This is a genomic window from Pseudomonas sp. LSJ-87 (assembly GCF_032971465.1).
Taxonomy (GTDB): Bacteria; Pseudomonadota; Gammaproteobacteria; order Pseudomonadales; family Pseudomonadaceae; genus Aquipseudomonas; species Aquipseudomonas putida_Z.
The window spans coordinates 1-20,335 of sequence record NZ_JAWJYQ010000065.1 but is presented as its reverse complement, the minus strand read 5'-3'; the positions used below and the strand labels follow the sequence as shown (position 1 = coordinate 20,335).

Below are 20,335 nucleotides of genomic sequence, written 5' to 3'. Positions count from 1 at the left end.
CTTTTTCATCGCGGGAGTTCAGGCAGTATGGCGCAGCAGTATCAACCGGGGCAACGCTGGATCAGCGACAGCGAAGCCGAGCTCGGCCTGGGTACCATCCTGGCGCAGGATGGCCGCCTGTTGACCGTGCTCTACCCGGCCACTGGCGACACCCGCCAGTATTCCCTGCGCAATGCGCCGCTGACCCGCGTGCGCTTCTCGCCAGGTGACCAGATCACCCACTTCGAAGGCTGGAAGCTGACCGTGCGCGAGGTCGAGGACATCGACGGGCTGATGGTCTACCACGGCCTGGACGGGCAGAACCAGCCGCGCACCCTGCCGGAAACCCAGTTGTCGAACTTCATCCAGTTCCGCCTGGCCAGCGACCGCCTGTTCGCCGGGCAGATTGACCCACTGTCGTGGTTCAGCCTGCGCTACAACACCCTGCAGCACACCAGCAAGCAGATGCAGTCGGCGCTGTGGGGCCTGGGCGGCTGCCGCGCCCAACCCATCGCCCACCAGTTGCACATCGCCCGCGAAGTCGCCGACCGCAGCGCGCCGCGCGTCTTGCTGGCCGACGAAGTGGGCCTGGGCAAAACCATCGAAGCCGGCCTGGTGATCCACCGCCAGCTGCTGTCGGGCCGCGCCAGCCGCGTTCTGATCCTGGTACCGGAAAACCTCCAGCACCAGTGGCTGGTGGAAATGCGCCGCCGCTTCAACCTGCAGGTGGCCCTGTTCGACGCCGAGCGTTTCATCGAAAGCGACGCCAGCAACCCGTTCGAGGATGCCCAGCTGGCGCTGGTGGCCCTGGAGTGGCTGGTCGACGACGAAAAGGCCCAGGACGCGCTGTTCGCCGCCGGCTGGGACCTGATGGTGGTGGACGAAGCCCACCACCTGGTCTGGCACGAAGACCAGGTCAGCGCCGAATATGGCCTGGTCGAACAGCTGGCCCAGGTGATCCCGGGCGTGCTGCTGCTCACGGCCACCCCCGAGCAGCTCGGCCAGGACAGCCACTTCGCCCGCCTGCGCCTGCTCGACCCCAACCGTTTCCACGACCTGGCCGCCTTCCGCGCCGAGAGCGAGCACTATCGCCCGGTGGCTGAAGCCGTACAGGAACTGCTCGACGAAGGCCGCCTGTCGCCCAAGGCCCACGCCACCATCCAGGGCTTCCTGGGTGCCGAAGGCGAAGCCCTGCTGGCCGCGGTCAGCGACGGCGATACCCAGGCCAGCGCGCGCCTGATCCGTGAGCTGCTCGACCGCCACGGCACCGGCCGCGTGCTGTTCCGTAACACCCGCGCGGCGATCCAGGGCTTCCCTGAGCGCCAGCTGCACCCTTACCCACTGGCCACGCCTGAGCAGTACCGCGACCTGCCAGCCGGCGAACATGCCGAGCTGTACCCGGAAGTCGCCTTCCAGGCCCAGGGCGAGGTGGCCGATGACGAGCGCTGGTGGCGTTTCGACCCGCGCGTCGACTGGCTGATCGACACCCTGAAGATGCTCAAGCGCACCAAGGTGCTGGTGATCTGCGCCCATGCCGAAACCGCGATGGACCTGGAAGACGCCCTGCGCGTGCGCTCCGGCATCCCGGCCTCGGTGTTCCATGAAGGCATGAGCATCCTCGAACGCGACCGCGCCGCCGCCTACTTCGCCGACGAAGAGTTCGGCGCGCAGGTGCTGATCTGCTCCGAGATCGGCAGCGAAGGCCGCAACTTCCAGTTTGCCCACCATCTGGTTATGTTCGACCTGCCGGCGCATCCCGACCTGCTAGAACAGCGCATCGGCCGCCTCGACCGTATCGGCCAGAAGCACACCATCCAGCTGCATATCCCGTACCTGCAGGACAGCCCGCAAGAGCGTCTGTTCCAGTGGTACCACGAAGGCCTCAACGCCTTCCTCAACACCTGCCCTACCGGCAACGCCCTGCAGCACCAGTTCGGCCCACGCCTGCTGCCGCTGCTCGAAGGTGGCGAAAGCAAGGCCTGGGAAGCCCTGGTGGCCGATGCCCGCAGCGAGCGCGAACGCCTGGAAGCCGAACTGCATACCGGCCGTGACCGCCTGCTGGAGCTCAACTCCGGCGGTGCCGGCGAAGGCCAGGCGCTGGTCGAGGACATTCTCGAACAGGACGATCAGTTCGCCCTGCCGATCTACATGGAAACCCTGTTCGACGCCTTCGGCATCGACAGCGAAGACCATTCCGAGAACGCCCTGATCCTCAAGCCGAGCGAGAAGATGCTCGACGCCAGCTTCCCGCTGGGCGACGACGAAGGCGTGACCATCACCTACGACCGTGGCCAGGCGCTGTCGCGCGAGGACATGCAGTTCCTCACCTGGGAGCACCCGATGGTGCAAGGCGGCATGGACCTGGTGCTGTCCGGCTCGATGGGCAACACCGCCGTGGCGCTGATCAAGAACAAGGCGCTCAAACCCGGCACCGTACTGCTTGAACTGCTGTTCGTCAGCGAGGTGGTTGCACCGCGCAGCCTGCAACTGGGCCGTTATCTGCCACCGGCGGCATTGCGCTGCCTGCTCGACGCCAACGGCAACGACCTGGCGTCCCGCGTGGCCTTCGAAACCCTCAACGACCAGCTGGAAAGCGTGCCGCGCGCCAGCGCCAACAAGTTCGTCCAGGCCCAGCGCGACGTGCTTGCCCAGCGCATCAGCAGTGGCGAGGCCAAGGTCATGCCGGCCCACGTCGAGCGCGTGGCCGAGGCCCAGCGTCGCCTCACAGCTGAAGCCGACGAAGAACTGGCTCGTCTGGTCGCGCTGCAAGCGGTCAACCCGAGCGTGCGCGACAGCGAGATCGAAGCGCTGCGCAAGCAGCGCGAAGAGGGCCTGGCGATGCTGGAAAAGGCCGCCCTGCGCCTGGAAGCCATTCGCGTGCTGGTGGCTGGCTAATACAGGTCAGACACCGCCGCCTTTGTGGGAGCGGCCTCGTGTCGCGAAAGGGCCGCAACGCGGCCCCAGGATTGACGCGCAATAGTTGAAATTGCTGGGGCTGCTTTGCAGCCCTTTCGCGACACAAGGCCGCTCCCACAGGGGGCCAATTTTCAGAACCCATTTACATATTCCAGGCTGCGATCAGGTTCATAACCAAATCGTAGAAATCAATGTGCCATTAGTCAGGAAGGGTTAAACACCTCTTCCTATACTGCCTCTGGACAGTCTGCACAGGGTTGTAGCGCAGACGAGTGAAAACTCGATCATGAGGCATTCCATGGAATGGCTGGGGCTGCAACTGTTCGCCGACCTGCCGGCAACCGGGCGCATCGTCATTGATTGCCGGCATGAACCGCTCCTGGTTCTGCTCGCCTACTTCGTCGCCTGTGCGGCCTGCTTCGCCACCCTGGACATGGCCGAGCGCCAATCCCACAGCGAAGACCCCACCGCCCACCGACAATGGAACATGCTCGGTGCCTGCTGCCTTGCTGGTGGCATCTGGGCCATGCACTTCATCAGCATGCTGGCCTTCCAGGCGCCAGTTGAAGTGCACTACGACGCGTCCCTGACCATCCTTTCGCTGCTCATCGCCCTGGCCGTCGCCTGGCTGGCCATGCACAGCCTCGACCGCAGCCAGATGCACACACTCCATTACCTGCAAAGTGCGGTACTGATCGGCCTGGGTATCATCGTGATGCACTTCGTAGGCATGGCCGCCCTGGAAACCGGCGCCCGCCAGTACTACCAGTCCGGCCTGCTGCTGGCCTCGGCCACCATTGCCCTGCTCACCAGCCTGACCGCGCTGTACCTGGCCCGCTACTTCCGCCATGGCAGCGGTACCCTGCACCAGGCCATGAAGTACGGCGCCAGCCTGCTGATGGCCGGCGGTATCGTCGCCACCCACTTCACCGCGATGTCGGCCATGACCCTGGTCATCCCGGCAGACACCGCCCTGCGCCTGCCCTCTGGCGATAACAGCCTGCAACTGGCGCTGGGCATCGGCTTCATCACCCTGCTGATCAGTGCTGCCAGCATCAGTACCGCGCTGGCCGACAAGAAGCTGCAAAGCAAGGAGCACGACCTGCGCCGGGTCAGCGTGCTGCTCAGCCAGCTCGACCAGGCCCGCGCGTCGCTGCAGCAGGCCGCGCACTACGATGCCCTGACCAGCCTGGTAAACCGCCGCGGTTTCAACCAGGTGTTCGCCGAACGCCTGGCCGAACACCAGGCCACGGAAAGCCACCTGGCAGTGATGTTCCTCGACATCGACCATTTCAAGCGCATCAACGACAGCCTCGGTCACGACGCCGGCGACGAACTGCTCAAGGTGATCGCCAGCCACATCAAGGCCGCCACCCGCAACCACGACCTGGTCGCACGCTTTGGCGGCGACGAGTTCTGCGTGGTCACCAGCCTCAACAACCGCGACGAAGCCCGCCACCTGGCCCAGCGCATCATGCAGAGAATGAAAGAGCCCATCAACCTGGGCGGCCGGCGCATGGTCATGACCACCAGCATCGGTATCAGCATCTTCCCCGACGACGGCACCACCGCCGAAGAGCTGCTCAAGCATGCAGACCTCGCCCTGTACCAGTCCAAGGGCAACGGGCGCAACAGCCTGAACTTCTTCAACGACAGCCTGAAGACCCAGGCCTCGATTGCCCTGCAACTGGAAGAGGAACTGCGGGTGGCCCTGCTCGAGGAGCATGGGCTGTGCGTGCACTACCAGCCGATCTTCGACCTGCGCAGCAGGCAAGTGGCCAAACTGGAGGCCCTGGTGCGCTGGCGACACCCGCAACACGGTCTGCTCGGGCCCGATCGTTTTGTCGCCATCGCCGAAGCCAACGGGCTGATCATCGACCTCGACCTGTGGGTGCTGCGCCACGCTTGCGCCGACCTGGCCTACCTGCAGCGCCACGGCCATGGCGACCTCAAGGTCACGGTCAATTGCTCGGCCGTCACCCTCAGCCACGACGAACTGCCCAACGAAGTGGAAAAGGCACTGTTCCACGCCGGTCTCGCGCCTCGGCAGCTGGAACTGGAAGTGACCGAGAACGCCCTGATGGGTGATATCCAGCGCACGGTCAACCTGCTCAAGCGCGTGCGCGCCCTGGGCGTGGCACTGTCGATCGATGACTTCGGCACCGGCTACTCGTCACTGGCCTACCTCAAGCGCCTGCCGCTGGACGTTCTGAAGATCGACCGCAGCTTCCTGCAGGATGTGCCGGGCAGCCAGAAGGACCGCGAGATCGTCCAGGCGATCATCGTCATGGCGCATACCCTGCATCTGCAGGTGGTCAGCGAGGGCGTGGAAACCGCCGAACAGCTGGCGTTTCTCGAAGCCCACGGCTGCGATTACCTGCAGGGCTACTTGCTGGGCCGCCCGGAGCCGCTTGCCGAACTGCGCTCGCTGCTGGAGCGGCTGCAGCACCAGGGCGGCGTGTTCAGCCCTTGCTGCGATACAGCTCAACCAGCGTCGCCGGATCTTTTTGCAGGTACCCCTGGCTTGCGTGCAGGCGCATCAATTGTGCGGCAAGGCCACTGAGCGGCGTCGCCGAGCCTTGCTCGCGGGAAAACTTGACCGCGCCATCGAGGTCCTTGAGCAGCGTGCGTACGTGCCACTTGATCGGCTCGAAGCGGCTTTCGGCCATTTGCGGAGCGAGGATCTGCAACGGTTTGGAATCGGCAAAGCCGCCCGCCAGCGCTTCGGCGATCAGCGTCGCATCGACCCCGGACTGTTCAGCCAAGGCCACCACTTCGGCGATCACCAAGGCATTGCAGGCCACGATCATCTGGTTGCAGGCCTTGGTCACCTGGCCTGCGCCCACCGCCCCCATATGCGTCACCCGCTGGCCGAGTACCTGCAGTACCGGGCGCGCGCGCTCCAGATCGGCCGCCTCGCCACCGACCATGATCGCCAGGGTGCCGGCTTCGGCCCCCGGCGTGCCGCCGGAAACTGGCGCGTCCAGCCAGGCCATGCCGCACAGCGCTGCCAGTTCGGCGGCCATTTCACGGGTGGCGGTTGGCTCCAGGCTGGAGAAATCGATCAGCAACTGGCCGCTGCGCCCGCCCTGGGCGATGCCTTGCTCGCCGAACACCACTTCGCGGACCACGGCCGTGTCGGCCAGGCACAGCAGCAGCATGTCGCTGTCGCGGCACAGTTCGGCAGGGCTGCTGGCCAGGCGCGCGCCGGCGGCGACCAGTGCAGCGCACTTGTCCGGGCTGCGGTTCCACACGGTCAGCGGGTAGCCCGCTGCCAACAGGCGCCGGCACATGGGCAGACCCATCAGGCCGATGCCGGCGAATCCAAGCGAAGGTAGTTTTGAGTTCATCAATGACTCCGGACAAATTCGATATCGATCCGGGCCGCTTTGCGGCCTTCGCGGGCCCGCCCGCTCCCACGGGACCAGCGCTGGTCTGAAGAGCAGCATCTGACCTGTGGGAACGGACATGCCCGCGAAGGGCTGCAAGGCAGCCCCCATTACGCATCCCGTAAACTGTTACCGCCACGCCGAATTGTTACTTCCCTCTACCCGCTTTGAGCGCCTTCGAGCACCAAAACGGGGCTGCTGCGCATTTTCGCGCACCAAAAGCGATCATGCCTCTGCCGGGGGCTTCACCTGGATCACGATGAACGGCGAAACCACCACCGCCCAGATCTCTGGATCGCGGCTTTGCAGGTCATGGGCCTGCTCGGCGGTCACCGGCCCAACAGTGCCATCACTACGCCACTTGGCGAAGATCTCGCTGCGATTCTCGGCCATCGCCTCAGCAACGGCGATCAGATCGAGGCTCGGGTCGACCCAAATCAGGTCACCCTTGGCCCAGAAACGCTCCAGCGCTTTCCACTCGATGATTGCCGTCTCGCCAAGCAATTTGGCATAGAGGGTGCTTGTTTGATCAGTCATGGGTGGTTTCCGCAAAAATCGGCCAATAAAAAAGGTCGGCATTTTTGCAGAAAAACCCGGTTTCAAATATGTAATTTGGTCGATTGATCCCGAAGTTGTGGGGCGGGGTCGCAGATGCAGGCAGTTTGATGGCGCCTTTCTGTATCTTTGTGTCGACCATGCGACAACCCAGGAAGCAGGCACTTTTCGACCGCTTTTCAAGCGCTCGAACAGCGCTCTACACTGTACCGGTACAGTTCCGGGACATGTTCCGGGGGAAGGTGGGCTTGCGCGTTGGCATGGCCACGCCGCAAATCCCGCCCGGTCTGTAGCCCTGGCCGCCAGGACTATAAGAATTACAACAGAATGAGTGGAGCACTATGATCAAGATTTCCAAGCTGTTCGCCGCAATGGTTCTGGCAGGGGTAGCCAGCCATTCGTTTGCCGCCGATACCATCAAGATCGGGATTGCAGGCCCCAAGACCGGTCCTGTGACCCAGTACGGCGACATGCAGTTCATCGGCGCAAAGCAAGCCATCAAGGATATCAACGCCGCGGGCGGCGTGGATGGCAAGATGCTCGAAGCCAAGGAATACGACGACGCCTGCGACCCTAAACAGGCCGTTGCAGTCGCCAACAAAGTGGTCAACGACGGCGTCAAGTTCGTCATCGGCCACCTGTGCTCCAGCTCCACCCAGCCTGCGTCCGACATCTACGAAGACGAAGGCGTGATCATGATCACCCCGGCCGCCACCTCCCCGGAAATCACCGCCCGTGGCTACAAGCTGATCTTCCGTACCATCGGCCTGGACAGCGCCCAGGGCCCGGCTGCCGGCAACTACATCGCCGACCACGTCAAGCCGAAGGTGGTAGCCGTCCTGCACGACAAGCAGCAGTACGGTGAAGGCATCGCTACCGCGGTCAAGCAGACCCTGGAAGGCAAAGGCACCAAGGTTGCCGTGTTCGAAGGCCTGAACGCCGGTGACAAGGACTTCTCCTCGATCATCCAGAAGCTCAAGCAGAACAACGTCGACTTCGTCTACTACGGCGGCTACCACCCAGAGCTGGGCCTGATCCTGCGCCAGGCTCAGGAAAAGGGCCTGAAAGCCAAGTTCATGGGCCCGGAAGGCGTGGGCAACGACTCCATCTCGCAGATCGCCCAGAACGCCTCCGAAGGCCTGCTGGTGACCCTGCCGAAGTCGTTCGACGCGGACCCTGCGAACAAGAAGATCGTCGACGCCATCAAGGCTGACGGCAAGGACCCAAGCGGCCCGTTCGTGTTCCCGGCCTACTCGGCTGTCGAGCTGATTGCCCAGGGCATCAAGGCCGCCAAGTCCGAAGATACCGACAAGGTGGCAGCCGCCATCCACGCCGGCACCTTCAAGACCCCGACCGGTGACCTGTCCTACGACGCCAAAGGCGACCTGAAAGACTTCAAGTTCGTGGTCTACGAATGGCACTTCGGCAAGCCGAAGACCGAAGTCTCCCCTCAGTAACTGCGTGACTAATAGCTGACCGTAGAAGCCCACTGTGCGAGCAGTGGGCTTTGTTTTACGAGGTTCATGGGCCTGATCCCCGCGATCCGGGGGCGGGTTCACCTGAAAATCTTAAAACCGTCACCCGCGGTTTCCTGGCCTACCCCCGCCAGCGAAATGCAAATCAGGTTTTTAGGAGCGCTGTAATGCCTGAGATCTACCATTTCTTCCAACAACTGGTTAATGGATTGACCATCGGCAGCACCTATGCCTTGATCGCCATCGGCTACACGATGGTGTACGGCATCATTGGCATGATCAACTTCGCCCACGGCGAGGTGTACATGATCGGTTCCTACGTGGCCTTCATCGCCCTGGCGGGCCTGGCCATGATGGGTATCCATTCGCTGCCGATCCTGATGACCGTCGCCTTCGTCGCGACGATCTTCGTCACCAGTGCCTATGGCTACAGCATCGAACGGGTTGCCTACCGCCCCCTGCGCAACAGCAACCGACTGATCCCGCTGATTTCCGCCATCGGCATGTCGATCTTCCTGCAGAACACCGTCTTGCTTTCGCAAGACTCCAAGGACAAGTCCATCCCCAACCTGATCCCCGGAAGCTTCTCGTTCGGGCCGGGCGGCGCGGAGGAAGTACTGATCAGCTACATGCAGATCCTGGTGTTCGTGGTCACCCTGGTGGCCATGACCTGCCTCACCCTGTTCATCTCCCGTTCCCGCCTGGGCCGCGCCTGCCGCGCCTGTGCCGAGGACATCAAGATGGCCAACCTGCTGGGCATCAACACCAACAACATCATCGCCCTCACCTTCGTCATCGGTGCCGCCCTGGCGGCGGTGGCGGCCGTGCTGCTGAGCATGCAGTACGGGGTGATCAACCCCAACGCCGGTTTCCTGGTGGGCCTGAAGGCCTTTACCGCGGCGGTGCTGGGTGGCATCGGCAGCATTCCGGGCGCCATGCTCGGCGGGCTGGTGCTGGGCGTGGCCGAAGCGTTCGGTGCCGATATCTTCGGCGACCAGTACAAGGACGTGGTGGCATTCGGCTTGTTGGTTCTTGTCCTGCTATTCCGGCCGACCGGCATCCTGGGCCGCCCGGAGGTTGAAAAAGTATGAACAGAAATCTCAAACAGGCGTTCTTCAGCGCCTTGCTGGTATGGGCCGTGGCCTTCCCGGTACTGGGCCTGAAACTGAGCATCGACGGCATCAGCCTGTCCGTGCACAGCCAGGGCTCGTTCAACCTCAGCATCATTGCCCTGTGCTCGGTGCTGATGTTCCTGCGCGTGCTGTTCGACAAGCAGTGGAACTCGGTAATGGGCCGCCGTTCGGATCGCAAGCTGATCCCGCCGGCGGTCAGCAACTACCTGACCCTGCCGAAGACCCAGCGCTACGTGATCATGGGCCTGATCATCGCGGCACTGGTGTGGCCGTTCTTCGGCTCGCGCGGTGCGGTCGACATTGCCACGCTGATCCTGATCTACGTGTTGCTGGGCCTGGGCCTGAACATCGTGGTCGGTTTGGCAGGCCTGCTCGACCTCGGTTACGTCGGCTTCTACGCCGTCGGCGCCTACAGCTACGCCATGCTCTCGCACTACCTGGGCTGGAGCTTCTGGGTATGCCTGCCGATCGCCGGCCTGATGGCCGCTACCTTCGGCTTCCTGCTCGGCTTCCCGGTGCTGCGCCTGCGCGGTGACTACCTGGCGATCGTGACCCTCGGCTTCGGCGAGATCATCCGCCTGTTCCTGCGTAACCTCACCGACTGGACCGGCGGCCCCAACGGCATCAGCAACATCCCCAAGCCAGAGCTCTTCGGCCTGACCTTCGAACGCCGTGCCGCCGAGGGCATGCAGACCTTCCATGAGTTCTTCGGGCTGGAATACAACTCGATCAACAAGGTCATCTTCCTCTACCTGGTGGCCCTGCTGCTGGCCCTGCTGGCGCTGTTCGTGATCAACCGCCTGCTGCGCATGCCGATCGGCCGCGCCTGGGAAGCCCTGCGCGAAGACGAGATCGCCTGCCGTGCACTGGGCCTGAACCCGACCGTGATCAAGCTGTCGGCATTCACCCTGGGCGCCTGCTTCGCCGGTTTCGCCGGCAGCTTCTTCGCTGCGCGCCAGGGCCTGGTGACGCCGGAGTCGTTCACCTTCATCGAGTCGGCGATCATCCTCGCCATCGTCGTGCTCGGCGGCATGGGCTCACAACTGGGCGTGATCCTCGCGGCCATCGTGATGATCCTGCTGCCCGAGCTGATGCGTGAGTTCAGCGAATACCGGATGCTGATGTTCGGTGCGCTGATGGTGTTGATGATGATCTGGCGTCCGCAAGGCCTGCTGCCTATGCAACGTCCACACATGGAGCTGCGTCGATGAGCCGCGAAATTCTGCAAGTCAGCGGCCTGAGCATGCGCTTCGGCGGCTTGTTGGCGGTCAACGGCGTGGGCCTGACCGTCAAGGAAAAACAGGTGGTGGCACTGATCGGCCCGAACGGTGCCGGCAAGACCACGGTGTTCAACTGCCTGACCGGCTTCTACAAGCCCAGCGGCGGCACCATCCTGCTCGATGGCCAGCCGATCCAGGGCCTGGCCGGGCACCAGATCGCCCGCAAGGGCGTGGTGCGGACCTTCCAGAACGTGCGCCTTTTCAAGGAAATGACCGCGCTGGAAAACCTGCTGATCGCCCAGCACCGCCACCTGAACACCAACTTCTTCGCCGGCCTGTTCAAGACCCCGAACTTCCGCCGCAGCGAGAAGGAGGCCATGGAGCGCGCGCAGTACTGGCTGGAGAAGGTCAACCTGACCGAGTTCGCCAACCGTACCGCCGGCACCCTCGCCTACGGCCAGCAGCGCCGCCTGGAAATCGCCCGCTGCATGATGACCCAGCCGCGCATCATCATGCTCGACGAACCGGCAGCGGGCCTGAACCCGAAGGAGACCGAAGACCTCAAGGCGCTGATCGCCTACCTGCGTGAGTCGCACAACGTCACCGTGCTGCTGATCGAGCACGACATGAAGCTGGTGATGAGCATTTCCGACCATATCGTGGTGATCAACCAGGGCACCCCCCTGGCCCACGGCACGCCGGAAGAGATCCGCGACAACCCTGACGTGATCAAAGCCTACCTGGGGGAAGCGTAAATGCTGAAGTTCGAGAACGTTTCCACCTTCTACGGCAAGATCCAGGCGCTGCACAGCGTCAACGTGGAGATCAACCAGGGCGAGATCGTTACCCTGATCGGCGCCAACGGTGCCGGCAAGTCGACCTTGCTGATGACCCTGTGCGGCTCGCCGCAGGCGCACAGCGGCAGCATCAAGTACCTGGGTGAAGAACTGGTCGGCCAGCCGTCCTCGCACATCATGCGCAAGAGCATCGCGGTGGTGCCGGAAGGCCGCCGTGTGTTCTCCCGCCTGACCGTCGAGGAAAACCTGGCGATGGGCGGTTTCTTCACCGACAAGGGCGATTACCAGGAGCAGCTGGACAAGGTACTGCAGCTGTTCCCGCGCCTGAAGGAGCGTTATATCCAGCGTGGCGGCACCATGTCCGGTGGCGAGCAACAGATGCTCGCCATTGGCCGGGCGCTGATGAGCAAACCCAAGCTGCTGCTGCTCGACGAGCCCTCGCTGGGCCTGGCGCCGATCATCATCCAGCAGATCTTCGACATCATCGAACAGCTGCGCCGTGATGGCGTGACGGTGTTCCTGGTGGAGCAGAACGCCAACCAGGCGCTGAAGATCGCTGACCGGGCCTATGTGTTGGAGAACGGCCGGGTGGTGATGCAGGGTACTGGGGAAGCACTGTTGACCGACCCGAAGGTGCGCGACGCGTACCTGGGGGGTTGACCGGGAAAAGGGCCATCTACTGGCCCTTTTTTCTACCTGTCAGAAATGTATTGCCTGTACTGGCTTGCCGGCGATAGGGCCAGCACAGGCAACCATTAACTTGTGATCCAGCGCCAGCCTGAGTAACGTGGCCTGCTTTCACGGCAAAGACCCCGGAGCCCGCCCCATGCGTCTCACCCCCACCCTGCTGCTCACCGCCCTGCTGCCCCTGTTCGCCGGCTGCCAGCTCATGGCTGACGCCCCCAGCGACCCGAACATCGGCACCACGCGCATGCAGGGCGAGTTGCGTGCTGCCGGTGGCCAGCTGCTGTTCAAGCCGTGCAGCGAAAACCGCACTTTCGTGATCAACGACGTCGCCGCCACCGGCATCCTGCAGGAAGCCGCCAACCTCGCCAAGGACGCCAACGACAAGCTGTTCGCCGACGTCCGTGGCCGCCTCACCGGCAGCAGGCAGGCCAACAACGACGGCCAGCTGGAAGTTCGTCGCCTGTACCGCCTGGAACCTTCCACCCGAGCTTGTGAAGACCCCAACTTCAAGCAGCTGACCCTGCGCGCCAACGGCCATGAGCCGGAATGGGACATCAAGGCCAGTGGCAAAGGCATGGTGCTCAACCGCGTCGGCCAGGAACCCCTGCCCCTGCCCTTCCTGGAAGAAGAAGTGCCCGGCGGAGGCCTGACCCTGACCAGCGAAGCCAACAGCCAGCACGTGGAGCTGTGGGTCGCGCCACAACGCTGCGTAGACACCGCCACCGGTGCCATCCACCACCTGCGCGCCGAACTGCGCATCGACGGCAAGACCCTGCAGGGCTGCGGTTACTACGGCGGTGCGCGCGACAACTGATCGCCGGGCGCTTTTATCCTGCCAGTCGGGGCGGCGAACAGCTTATACTTGGCGGTTTGTGTAAAGCCGCCGGCCGCCCATGGCCGGGATACTGGACCCTGCCATGCTACGAATCACCGAACTGAAGCTGCCCCTGGACCATCCCGACGAAGCCCTGCGTGAAGCCATCGTCCAGCGCCTGGGCATCCGCGACGAGCAACTGCTCAGCTTCAACCTGTTCAAGCGCAGCTACGATGCGCGCAAGAAGAACAGCGAACTGCTGTTCATCTACACCATCGACCTGGAAGCCAGCAACGAAGCCGAACTGCTCAGCAAGTTCGCCGACGATCGCAACATCGGCCAGGCGCCAGACGTGACCTACAAGTTCGTCGGCCAGGCCCCTGCCGATCTGCAGGAGCGCCCGATCGTGGTCGGCTTCGGCCCGTGCGGCATCTTCGCCGGCCTGTTGCTGGCACAGATGGGCTTCAAGCCGATCATCCTCGAGCGCGGCAAGGAAGTGCGCCAGCGCACCAAGGACACCTGGGGCCTGTGGCGCAAGAGCGTGCTCAACCCAGAGTCCAACGTGCAGTTCGGCGAAGGCGGCGCCGGTACCTTCTCCGACGGCAAGCTGTACAGCCAGATCAAGGACCCGCAGCACCACGGCCGCAAAGTGCTGGAAGAGTTCGTCAAGGCCGGTGCGCCGGACGAGATCCTGTACATCAACAAGCCGCACATCGGTACCTTCCGCCTCACCGGCATGGTCGAGCAGATGCGTCAGGACATGATCGCCCTCGGCGCCGAAGTGCGCTTCCAGCAGAAGGTCACCGACCTGCTGATCGAGGATGGGCAGCTGACCGGCGTGGTGCTGGAGAGCGGCGAACAGCTGCACTCGCGCCATGTGGTGCTGGCCCTGGGCCACAGTGCCCGCGACACCTTCCGCATGCTGCACGCCAAGGGTGTGTACATGGAAGCCAAGCCGTTCTCGGTGGGCTTCCGCATCGAACACCCGCAAACGCTGATCGACAAGGCGCGCCTGGGCAAGTACGCCGGTCACCCGAAACTTGGTGCCGCCGACTACAAGCTGGTGTACCACGCCAAGAACGGCCGTTCGGTGTACAGCTTCTGCATGTGCCCGGGCGGCACCGTGGTCGCCGCCACCAGCGAGCCAGGCCGGGTGGTTACCAACGGCATGAGCCAGTACTCGCGTAACGAGCGCAACGCCAACTCCGGCATCGTCGTCGGCATCGACCCCGAACGCGATTACCCGGGCGGCCCGCTGGCCGGCATCGAACTGCAGGAACGCCTGGAAGCCCACGCCTACGTGATGGGCGGCAGCAACTACCAGGCCCCGGCGCAGCTAGTGGGTGACTTCGTCGCCGGCCGGCCGTCGACTGCACTGGGCAGTGTCGAGCCGTCCTACAAACCGGGCGTGACCCTGGGCGACCTGGCGCCGAGCCTGCCGGACTTCGCCATCGAGGCCATTCGCGAGGCACTGCCGGCGTTCGACCGGCAGATCAAGGGCTACAACCTGCATGATGCAGTGTTGACCGGGATCGAGACCCGCACCTCGTCGCCGCTGCGCATCACCCGCGGTGAGGACTTCCAGAGCCTGAACCTGAAGGGGCTGTTCCCGGCGGGTGAAGGGGCCGGGTATGCGGGCGGGATCCTGTCGGCAGGTGTCGATGGCATTCGTATCGCCGAGGCGGTGGCGCGGGATATGCTCGGCCTCTGAGCCTTTATTACATGCCAGGGCCTCTTCGCGGGTAAACCCGCTCCCACAGGTACTGCACAGGTATTGAAGACTGTGAAGTACCTGTGGGAGCGGGTTTACCCGCGAAAGGGCCACTGCAGACATCAGAAAAATCCACAACAAACATCAGACTTCCCCTCCCCACTCTTTCCCCATCTGCATCTAGGCTTCCCTCAGCCCAGCCAGTAACAACATATAACAAAAACGAATATAGTTTTTGTTTGAAAGCATATCGTCACAGGCTAGGGTGTACGCCCGTTCCATCGTCAACTGCTCATGGAGAGCCTATAGCCCGTGCGTAGCCTGTTCACCCGCTTCTTCCAGCTCGAAGCCGCCAGCGGCCTGTTGCTGATCGCTGCGGCCATCCTGGCCCTGATCATCAACAACTCGCCACTGTCCTACCTGTACAGCGGCCTGCTCGACGTCCCCGTCGCCGTCCAGGTCGGCGCGCTGCACATCGCCAAACCGCTGCTGCTGTGGATCAACGACGGCCTGATGGCCCTGTTCTTCCTGCTCATCGGCCTGGAGGTCAAGCGCGAGGTGGTCGACGGCCACCTGTCCAAGCCCTCCCAGGTGATCCTGCCTGCCACCGCCGCCGTGGGCGGCATGGTGATACCGGCACTGATCTACTGGTTCATCAACCGTGACAACCCGGCGGCCGTGGCCGGCTGGGCGATTCCCACCGCCACCGACATCGCCTTCGCCCTTGGCGTACTGGCCTTGCTGGGCAAGCGCGTGCCTGTGTCGCTGAAACTGTTCCTGATGACCCTGGCGATCATCGACGATCTGGGTGCGATCATCGTCATTGCCCTGTTCTACTCGGGCACCCTGTCGAGCGTGTCGCTGCTGCTGGCCGCCGCCTGCCTGGTAGTGCTGGTGGCCATGAACCGGCTTGGCGTGGTCAAGCTTGGACCGTACATGGTCGTTGGCCTGATCCTGTGGGTCTGCGTGCTCAAGAGCGGTGTACATGCCACCCTGGCCGGGGTTGCCCTGGCCCTGTGCATCCCGCTGCGCACGCGCCATGCCGAACGCTCGCCACTGCTCGCCCTGGAGCACGCCCTGCATCCTTGGGTCGCCTACGCCATCCTGCCGCTGTTCGCTTTCGCCAATGCCGGTGTATCGCTGGCAGGCATGACCGTAGAAAGCTTCACCCACCCGGTGCCACTGGGCATCGCCGTCGGGCTGCTGCTGGGCAAGACCGTGGGTGTCTTCGGCCTGACCTGGGTCGCGGTCAAGCTGCGCCTGGCCGCGCTTCCTGCAGGCGCCAGTTGGGGGCAATTGCTGGGTGTGGCGATACTTTGCGGTATCGGCTTCACCATGAGCCTGTTCGTTGGCTCGCTCGCCTTTGTGCCTGGCAGCAGTGATTACGCCGGAATGGACCGCATGGGTATTCTCACCGGCTCGTTCTTCGCCGCCGTGATCGGCTATGCGGTGACCGCCATGGCCAGCCGCAAGCCCAATGTCGACTGACCTGGCCGCAGCATGAAAAAACCCCGACTGGCGAGCGCCATGTCGGGGTTTTGTCTTGTTGGGCTACGGTCAGTGCGTGACGCGGCTGGTGCCATCGACGGTCATGATGCGCACGCGGTCGCCAACGCGGAAGATCTCGTTCTGCTGCACGGCCTGCACATAGGCACGCATGCTGCCATCATCCTCACGCACGGTGATTTCGACACCCTGGGTACGAGTCAGGCCTTCTTCGGCGGCGGAACCGGCCAGGCCACCGGCAACGGCACCGATCACGGCGGCGACGATGCTGCCACGGCCCCCACCCACGGCGCTGCCGGCCACGCCACCGACGATGGCGCCAGCACCACCGCCGATCGGGGTCTTGGTGCCCTCGATCTTGACCGGGCGCAGGGACTCGATGGTGCCCATGCGCACGGTTTGCACGCGGCGGGCCTCATCACGGGAGTAGCTGTCACCGGTCAGGCTCGAGGCACAGCCACCCAGCAACAACGACATGGTGGTAAAGGTCGCCACCAGCAAAGCGGATTTACGCATGGGTAAAGTCTCCATAAGTCAGGTGCTCATTAGACGCTGCACGTTGACGGCTGTCACGGTACAAACGTAATAAAATTGTTTTCATTCAGCCAAGGGACAGCCTGCGTGGCTGTGTCGAGGCCTTTCAAGTGAGACCAAGGATAGCCATGGATTACTTCATCGTCGTGGTCACCACCGTTGCGGGGTTGTACTTCCACTGGTGGCTGTATGTGCGCATGCGCCGCTGGATGGACCGTGACCTGGCGTTGTCGCTGGCTGGGGCGGACCCTGGAAAACGCGCTTATATGCTGCAAAGGCTGGAGCAGGCGCGGGTGGAGAAGGTGGGGCGCAAGCAGTTGGCGGGGTGGTTGGAGCGGGAAGCTGCGGGGTATCCGGGGTAGCCTTGGAGATTGCTGGGGCCGCTTTGCGGCCCTTTCGCGACACAAGGCCGCTCCCACAGATTGGGTCTGCGCTGTACCTGTGGGAGCGGCCTTGCGTCGCGATGGGCTGCGCAGCAGCCCCCGGAATCTCAGGGCGCCAACCGCTCCCGCAGCCACTGCCCATCCACCAGCCGGTAGTTCAGTCGGTCATGCAGGCGGCTGGCCCGCCCCTGCCAGAACTCGATACGCTCAGGCAGCAATCGATACCCACCCCAATGTTCCGGGCAATGCGGCTGGGTGTCGGAGAAGCGCGCCTCGGTGGCCTTGACCAGCCCCTCCAGCTCCTCACGGCCGGCAATCACCTGGCTCTGCGGCGAAGCCCAGGCCCCCAGGCGGCTGCCCAACGGGCGCACCTGGTAGTAGGCGTCCGACTCCTGGGGCGTGACCTTTTCCACCCGCCCTTCGATGCGCACCTGGCGCTCCAGTGCCGGCCAGAAGAAGGTCATGGCGGCGAAAGGGTTGACCAGCAGTTGCTGGCCCTTGGCACTATCGTAGTTGGTGAAGAAGGTGAAACCATGCTCATCGAGCCCCTTCAGCAGCAAGATACGGCAGTGAGGGCGGCCTTCACCATCGACAGTGGCCAAGGTCATGGCGTTGGCTTCCACCGGTACCTGCTCGGTTTTCACCGCATCGGCGAACCACTGGTGGAACAGGGCGAACGGCTCCCCCGGGGCCTGGGCTTCGGCCAGGCCATCACGGGTGTAGTCGCGGCGCATATCGGCCAGGGATTGGGTCATTGCTGCGTTCCTTGACGATCAGTTGGTCTTCGCAGGGCTATTGGCAGCTACTTTCTTGTCAGTGGTAGCTTTCTTGGCGACGGGCTTGGCCGGCGCGGCTTTTTTCTTGGCCGTGGTCTTGGCTGGCGCCTTGGCCTTGGCTTTGGTTACAGGCTTCTTCGCCGCAGCCTTGGTGGCCGGCTTGCTGTCGGCAGGCTTGGCGGCAGGCGCCTTGACGTCCTGCACCGCCACCATCGGGGCCCGCGCCGGGGCGGCTTGCTGGTACTTGGCCAGCAGGGCGACCATGGTGTTCTGCGGGGTCAGCAGCATTTCCACACGGCGGTTCAGGGCACGGCCCTCGGCGCTGTCGTTGGCGGCGCGCGGCATTTCCGAGCCCATACCCTTGAGGTTCAGGCGATCACGCTGCAGGCCGCTGAGGCGGAAAATGGCCGACACCGAAGCGGCGCGCTCCAGGCTGAGCTTCTGGTTGGCGGCAGCGACACCGCTGCTGTCGGCATGGCCGAGCACCAGCACGGCGGTCTTGGCATCGCCCTCGACAGTCTTGGCCACACGAGTGATCGGGCCCAGGGTCATCGGCAGCAGCATGTTCGGACGGTCAGGGTTGTACGAGCTGTCCACCGGGATGGTTACGGCCAGCACGTTGTCACGGCGCTCCAGTTCCAGCTTGCTGCCCTTGATCGCCTCACGCAGCTTGGGCTCGTACTCGTCCAGCCAGGCCTGGGTGGCCTTCTGGTCGATCTTCGGTACCACCGGCCCCTTTGCCTGCTTCTCTTCACCGCCGAACGGCCACCACCAACGGCTGGCGTTGTCGGACTTGGCGTCGGCCTTGGCCACGTTTTCCGTGACGGCTTGCTTCACTTCCTGCTCGGCAACCTTGTCCGAACCGAAGGGCCACCAGCTCGAGGCGCTGTCCTTCGAGCCGTCCTGGGGGTGACTGGCGCAGCCGGTAACGGCGGTCAGGCACAGGGCGAGTGCTAAGGTTTTGTGTGAAGACATCAGCGATACACCATGAAATAGAAAGAAATTTTGCCTACGCCTTTCAGGCGTTGGCATTGAGGATAGTCAAAGGGGTGGGCCAACACCCGCATTACCCGATCAAAGGCAACTGGCAAGGACGCGTACCAGTTTCTGGGCTCGCGGGTCCATGAGCACATAAGGGCCGAGGGTATTGACCACGAAACCGAAGGCCACATCATGTTCCGGGTCAGCGAAACCGACCGAGCCACCGGCACCTGGGTGGCCGAAGGCGCGGGCCCCGAGGCCGAACGTGGCATTGGCCACGTCGGGCTGGTCGAGCATGCAGCCCAGGCCAAAACGGGTCTGGGTGAGCAGGGTGCGATCCTGGCCGAGGCTGTGCTCACGGGTCAGTTCGTCGAGCAGTTCGGATTCGAGCAGGCTGCCGTCCAGCAACCCTGCATAGAAGCCCGCCAGGCTGCGCGCATTGCCATGGCCATTGGCCGCTGGCTGCTGCATGCGCCGCCACTCCGGCTTGTTGGTACTGGTCAGGATCGCCGGCGGGTTGGTGAAGGCACGGGTCGACAGGGCCTCGGGCTCGCGCATGGTCACCTGCAGCAGGCGCTGCGCAGCAGCGTCCCCGGCGTTGCCCTTGCCACGGGCGATGTGCGCCACGCGATAAAACTCATCGTCCGCCAGGCCGACATGAAAATCCAGCCCCAACGGCCGAGCGGTACGGGCCACGATCGAGTCGCCGGGGCCACGGCCGTCGGCACGGCGGATCAGCTCGCCGATCAGCCAGCCGTAGGTAATGGCGGCATAGCCGTGCTCGGTGCCGGGTGTCCACCAGGGCGTTTCGGCAGCCAGCGCATCGACCATGGCCTGCCAGTCATACAGTGCCTCGGCCGGCAGCAGCTCACGGATGGCCGGCAAGCCGGCACGGTGGCTGAGCAGCTGGCGCAGGGTGATCGCCTGTTTGCCTGCCTGGGCGAACTCGGGCCAGTAGTTGGCCACCGGCGCATCGAGGGCCAGCTTGCCCTCGCCGACCAGTTGCAGGGCGGTGACAGCGGTGAAGGTCTTGGTGCAGGAGAACAGGTTGGCGATGGTATCGCTGTGCCAGGCCTGCTGGCCGTCCTTGTCGGCACTGCCGGCCCACAGGTCGACCACGGTTTCGCCACCAACCTGGATGCACAGCGCGGCGCCACGCTCCTGGGGATCATCGAACAGCGCGGCGAAGGCTTCGCGCACTGCTTCGAACTTCAGCTCATAGTGACCCTGGATCTGCACCCGCTGTTCTCCGTACGACCAATTCCGAAAATGGTGTGCATTGTTTCAGTAGTTTGGCGTTTTGCAAACTGGCTTGGGCTGGGTGGTCACTGTGGGAGCGGCCTTGTGTCGCGATGGGCTGCGCAGCAGCCCCGGCAATTTATGCAGCGCCGCTGAATTCAGGGGACTGCTCCGCAGTCCTTTCGCGACGCAAGGCCGCTCCCACAAAATGGACTGCCCCCGAAAAGTTGGACAGTTTTA

General features: G+C 63.7%; 17 protein-coding genes. 11 read left to right on the top strand and 6 right to left on the bottom strand.

The window, feature by feature from the left end:
• Positions 1–27: 27 nt before the first annotated feature.
• Together rapA and RYH74_RS24910 are read left to right on the top strand one after the other, a co-directional pair.
• On the top strand, positions 28–2,874 hold the full coding sequence (gene rapA, locus RYH74_RS24915; protein WP_075046115.1) for an RNA polymerase-associated protein RapA: 2,847 nt from the start codon (positions 28–30) through the stop codon (positions 2,872–2,874).
• A gap of 319 nt (positions 2,875–3,193) precedes the next feature.
• Positions 3,194–5,458 (top strand): bifunctional diguanylate cyclase/phosphodiesterase, encoded by a 2,265-nt coding sequence (locus RYH74_RS24910; RefSeq protein ID WP_317410486.1) that lies wholly within the window; start codon positions 3,194–3,196, stop codon positions 5,456–5,458.
• On the opposite strand, the gene RYH74_RS24905 is transcribed toward RYH74_RS24910, so the two are convergent.
• Positions 5,358–6,245 (bottom strand): NAD(P)-dependent oxidoreductase, encoded by an 888-nt coding sequence (locus RYH74_RS24905; protein WP_075046117.1) that lies wholly within the window; start codon positions 6,243–6,245, stop codon positions 5,358–5,360. The two genes, RYH74_RS24910 and RYH74_RS24905, sit on opposite strands and share 101 nt — an antisense overlap.
• A 264-nt stretch (positions 6,246–6,509) precedes the next feature.
• Positions 6,510–6,821 (bottom strand): DUF2288 domain-containing protein, encoded by a 312-nt coding sequence (locus RYH74_RS24900; protein ID WP_025340353.1) that lies wholly within the window; start codon positions 6,819–6,821, stop codon positions 6,510–6,512.
• A gap of 359 nt (positions 6,822–7,180) precedes the next feature.
• On the opposite strand from RYH74_RS24900, the gene RYH74_RS24895 reads away from it, so the two are divergent.
• The 8 genes from RYH74_RS24895 (at position 7,181) to nhaA (ending at position 16,164) form a co-directional block, all read left to right on the top strand.
• Complete coding sequence (locus RYH74_RS24895; protein WP_085665462.1) at positions 7,181–8,296, top strand: branched-chain amino acid ABC transporter substrate-binding protein; 1,116 nt, start codon at positions 7,181–7,183, stop codon at positions 8,294–8,296.
• A 185-nt stretch (positions 8,297–8,481) separates the two neighbouring features.
• Complete coding sequence (livH, locus tag RYH74_RS24890; RefSeq protein WP_025340356.1) at positions 8,482–9,405, top strand: high-affinity branched-chain amino acid ABC transporter permease LivH; 924 nt, start codon at positions 8,482–8,484, stop codon at positions 9,403–9,405.
• Positions 9,402–10,658, top strand: coding sequence for a high-affinity branched-chain amino acid ABC transporter permease LivM (locus RYH74_RS24885; protein WP_075046120.1), 1,257 nt, complete (start codon positions 9,402–9,404; stop codon positions 10,656–10,658). The genes livH and RYH74_RS24885 overlap by 4 nt, the downstream gene beginning before the upstream one ends.
• The gene (livG, locus tag RYH74_RS24880; RefSeq protein ID WP_025340358.1) at positions 10,655–11,422 is read left to right on the top strand and encodes a high-affinity branched-chain amino acid ABC transporter ATP-binding protein LivG; all 768 of its coding nucleotides are present in this window, start codon (positions 10,655–10,657) and stop codon (positions 11,420–11,422) included. Before RYH74_RS24885 ends, livG begins: the two co-directional genes overlap by 4 nt.
• A complete protein-coding gene (locus RYH74_RS24875) occupies positions 11,423–12,124 on the top strand; it encodes an ABC transporter ATP-binding protein (protein WP_013973921.1) in 702 nt (233 codons plus the stop codon). It begins immediately after the preceding gene.
• 166 nt (positions 12,125–12,290) lie between these two features.
• Positions 12,291–12,965, top strand: a complete 675-nt coding sequence (locus tag RYH74_RS24870; RefSeq protein ID WP_317410480.1) for a hypothetical protein — start codon at positions 12,291–12,293, stop codon at positions 12,963–12,965.
• A 103-nt stretch (positions 12,966–13,068) separates the two neighbouring features.
• A complete protein-coding gene (locus tag RYH74_RS24865) occupies positions 13,069–14,676 on the top strand; it encodes an NAD(P)/FAD-dependent oxidoreductase (RefSeq protein WP_317410479.1) in 1,608 nt (535 codons plus the stop codon).
• A 312-nt stretch (positions 14,677–14,988) separates the two neighbouring features.
• A complete protein-coding gene (nhaA, locus tag RYH74_RS24860) occupies positions 14,989–16,164 on the top strand; it encodes a Na+/H+ antiporter NhaA (RefSeq protein ID WP_317410478.1) in 1,176 nt (391 codons plus the stop codon).
• 69 nt (positions 16,165–16,233) lie between these two features.
• Here the strand turns inward: nhaA and RYH74_RS24855 are convergent, their stop codons facing one another.
• The gene (locus tag RYH74_RS24855) at positions 16,234–16,698 is read right to left on the bottom strand and encodes a glycine zipper 2TM domain-containing protein (RefSeq protein WP_013973925.1); all 465 of its coding nucleotides are present in this window, start codon (positions 16,696–16,698) and stop codon (positions 16,234–16,236) included.
• Positions 16,699–16,844: 146 nt separating this feature from the next.
• On the opposite strand from RYH74_RS24855, the gene RYH74_RS24850 reads away from it, so the two are divergent.
• Entirely contained in the window at positions 16,845–17,078 is a 234-nt protein-coding gene (locus RYH74_RS24850; RefSeq protein ID WP_317410475.1) for a hypothetical protein, read from the top strand.
• Between the two features lie 128 nt (positions 17,079–17,206).
• On the opposite strand, the gene pdxH is transcribed toward RYH74_RS24850, so the two are convergent.
• From pdxH to RYH74_RS24835, 3 genes are all read right to left on the bottom strand, one after another.
• Entirely contained in the window at positions 17,207–17,854 is a 648-nt protein-coding gene (gene pdxH / locus RYH74_RS24845; protein WP_317410473.1) for a pyridoxamine 5'-phosphate oxidase, read from the bottom strand.
• 18 nt (positions 17,855–17,872) lie between these two features.
• Positions 17,873–18,850 carry an OmpA family protein gene (locus RYH74_RS24840; protein ID WP_085614187.1) on the bottom strand — a complete coding sequence of 326 codons (978 nt, stop codon included), beginning with the start codon at positions 18,848–18,850 and terminating at the stop codon, positions 17,873–17,875.
• A gap of 99 nt (positions 18,851–18,949) precedes the next feature.
• Positions 18,950–20,095, bottom strand: coding sequence for an EstA family serine hydrolase (locus RYH74_RS24835; RefSeq protein WP_025340366.1), 1,146 nt, complete (start codon positions 20,093–20,095; stop codon positions 18,950–18,952).
• Positions 20,096–20,335: the final 240 nt, after the last annotated feature.

Excerpts from the sequence above, each read along its gene's own strand:
- rapA (WP_075046115.1), top strand. The coding sequence starts at position 28 with ATGGCGCAGCAGTATCAACCGGGGCAACGCTGGATCAGCGACAGCGAA.
- RYH74_RS24910 (WP_317410486.1), top strand. The coding sequence starts at position 3,194 with ATGGAATGGCTGGGGCTGCAACTGTTCGCCGACCTGCCGGCAACCGGG.
- RYH74_RS24905 (WP_075046117.1), bottom strand. The coding sequence starts at position 6,245 with ATGAACTCAAAACTACCTTCGCTTGGATTCGCCGGCATCGGCCTGATG.
- RYH74_RS24900 (WP_025340353.1), bottom strand. The coding sequence starts at position 6,821 with ATGACTGATCAAACAAGCACCCTCTATGCCAAATTGCTTGGCGAGACG.
- RYH74_RS24895 (WP_085665462.1), top strand. The coding sequence starts at position 7,181 with ATGATCAAGATTTCCAAGCTGTTCGCCGCAATGGTTCTGGCAGGGGTA.
- livH (WP_025340356.1), top strand. The coding sequence starts at position 8,482 with ATGCCTGAGATCTACCATTTCTTCCAACAACTGGTTAATGGATTGACC.
- RYH74_RS24885 (WP_075046120.1), top strand. The coding sequence starts at position 9,402 with ATGAACAGAAATCTCAAACAGGCGTTCTTCAGCGCCTTGCTGGTATGG.
- livG (WP_025340358.1), top strand. The coding sequence starts at position 10,655 with ATGAGCCGCGAAATTCTGCAAGTCAGCGGCCTGAGCATGCGCTTCGGC.
- RYH74_RS24875 (WP_013973921.1), top strand. The coding sequence starts at position 11,423 with ATGCTGAAGTTCGAGAACGTTTCCACCTTCTACGGCAAGATCCAGGCG.
- RYH74_RS24870 (WP_317410480.1), top strand. The coding sequence starts at position 12,291 with ATGCGTCTCACCCCCACCCTGCTGCTCACCGCCCTGCTGCCCCTGTTC.
- RYH74_RS24865 (WP_317410479.1), top strand. The coding sequence starts at position 13,069 with ATGCTACGAATCACCGAACTGAAGCTGCCCCTGGACCATCCCGACGAA.
- RYH74_RS24855 (WP_013973925.1), bottom strand. The coding sequence starts at position 16,698 with ATGCGTAAATCCGCTTTGCTGGTGGCGACCTTTACCACCATGTCGTTG.
- RYH74_RS24850 (WP_317410475.1), top strand. The coding sequence starts at position 16,845 with ATGGATTACTTCATCGTCGTGGTCACCACCGTTGCGGGGTTGTACTTC.
- pdxH (WP_317410473.1), bottom strand. The coding sequence starts at position 17,854 with ATGACCCAATCCCTGGCCGATATGCGCCGCGACTACACCCGTGATGGC.
- RYH74_RS24840 (WP_085614187.1), bottom strand. The coding sequence starts at position 18,850 with ATGTCTTCACACAAAACCTTAGCACTCGCCCTGTGCCTGACCGCCGTT.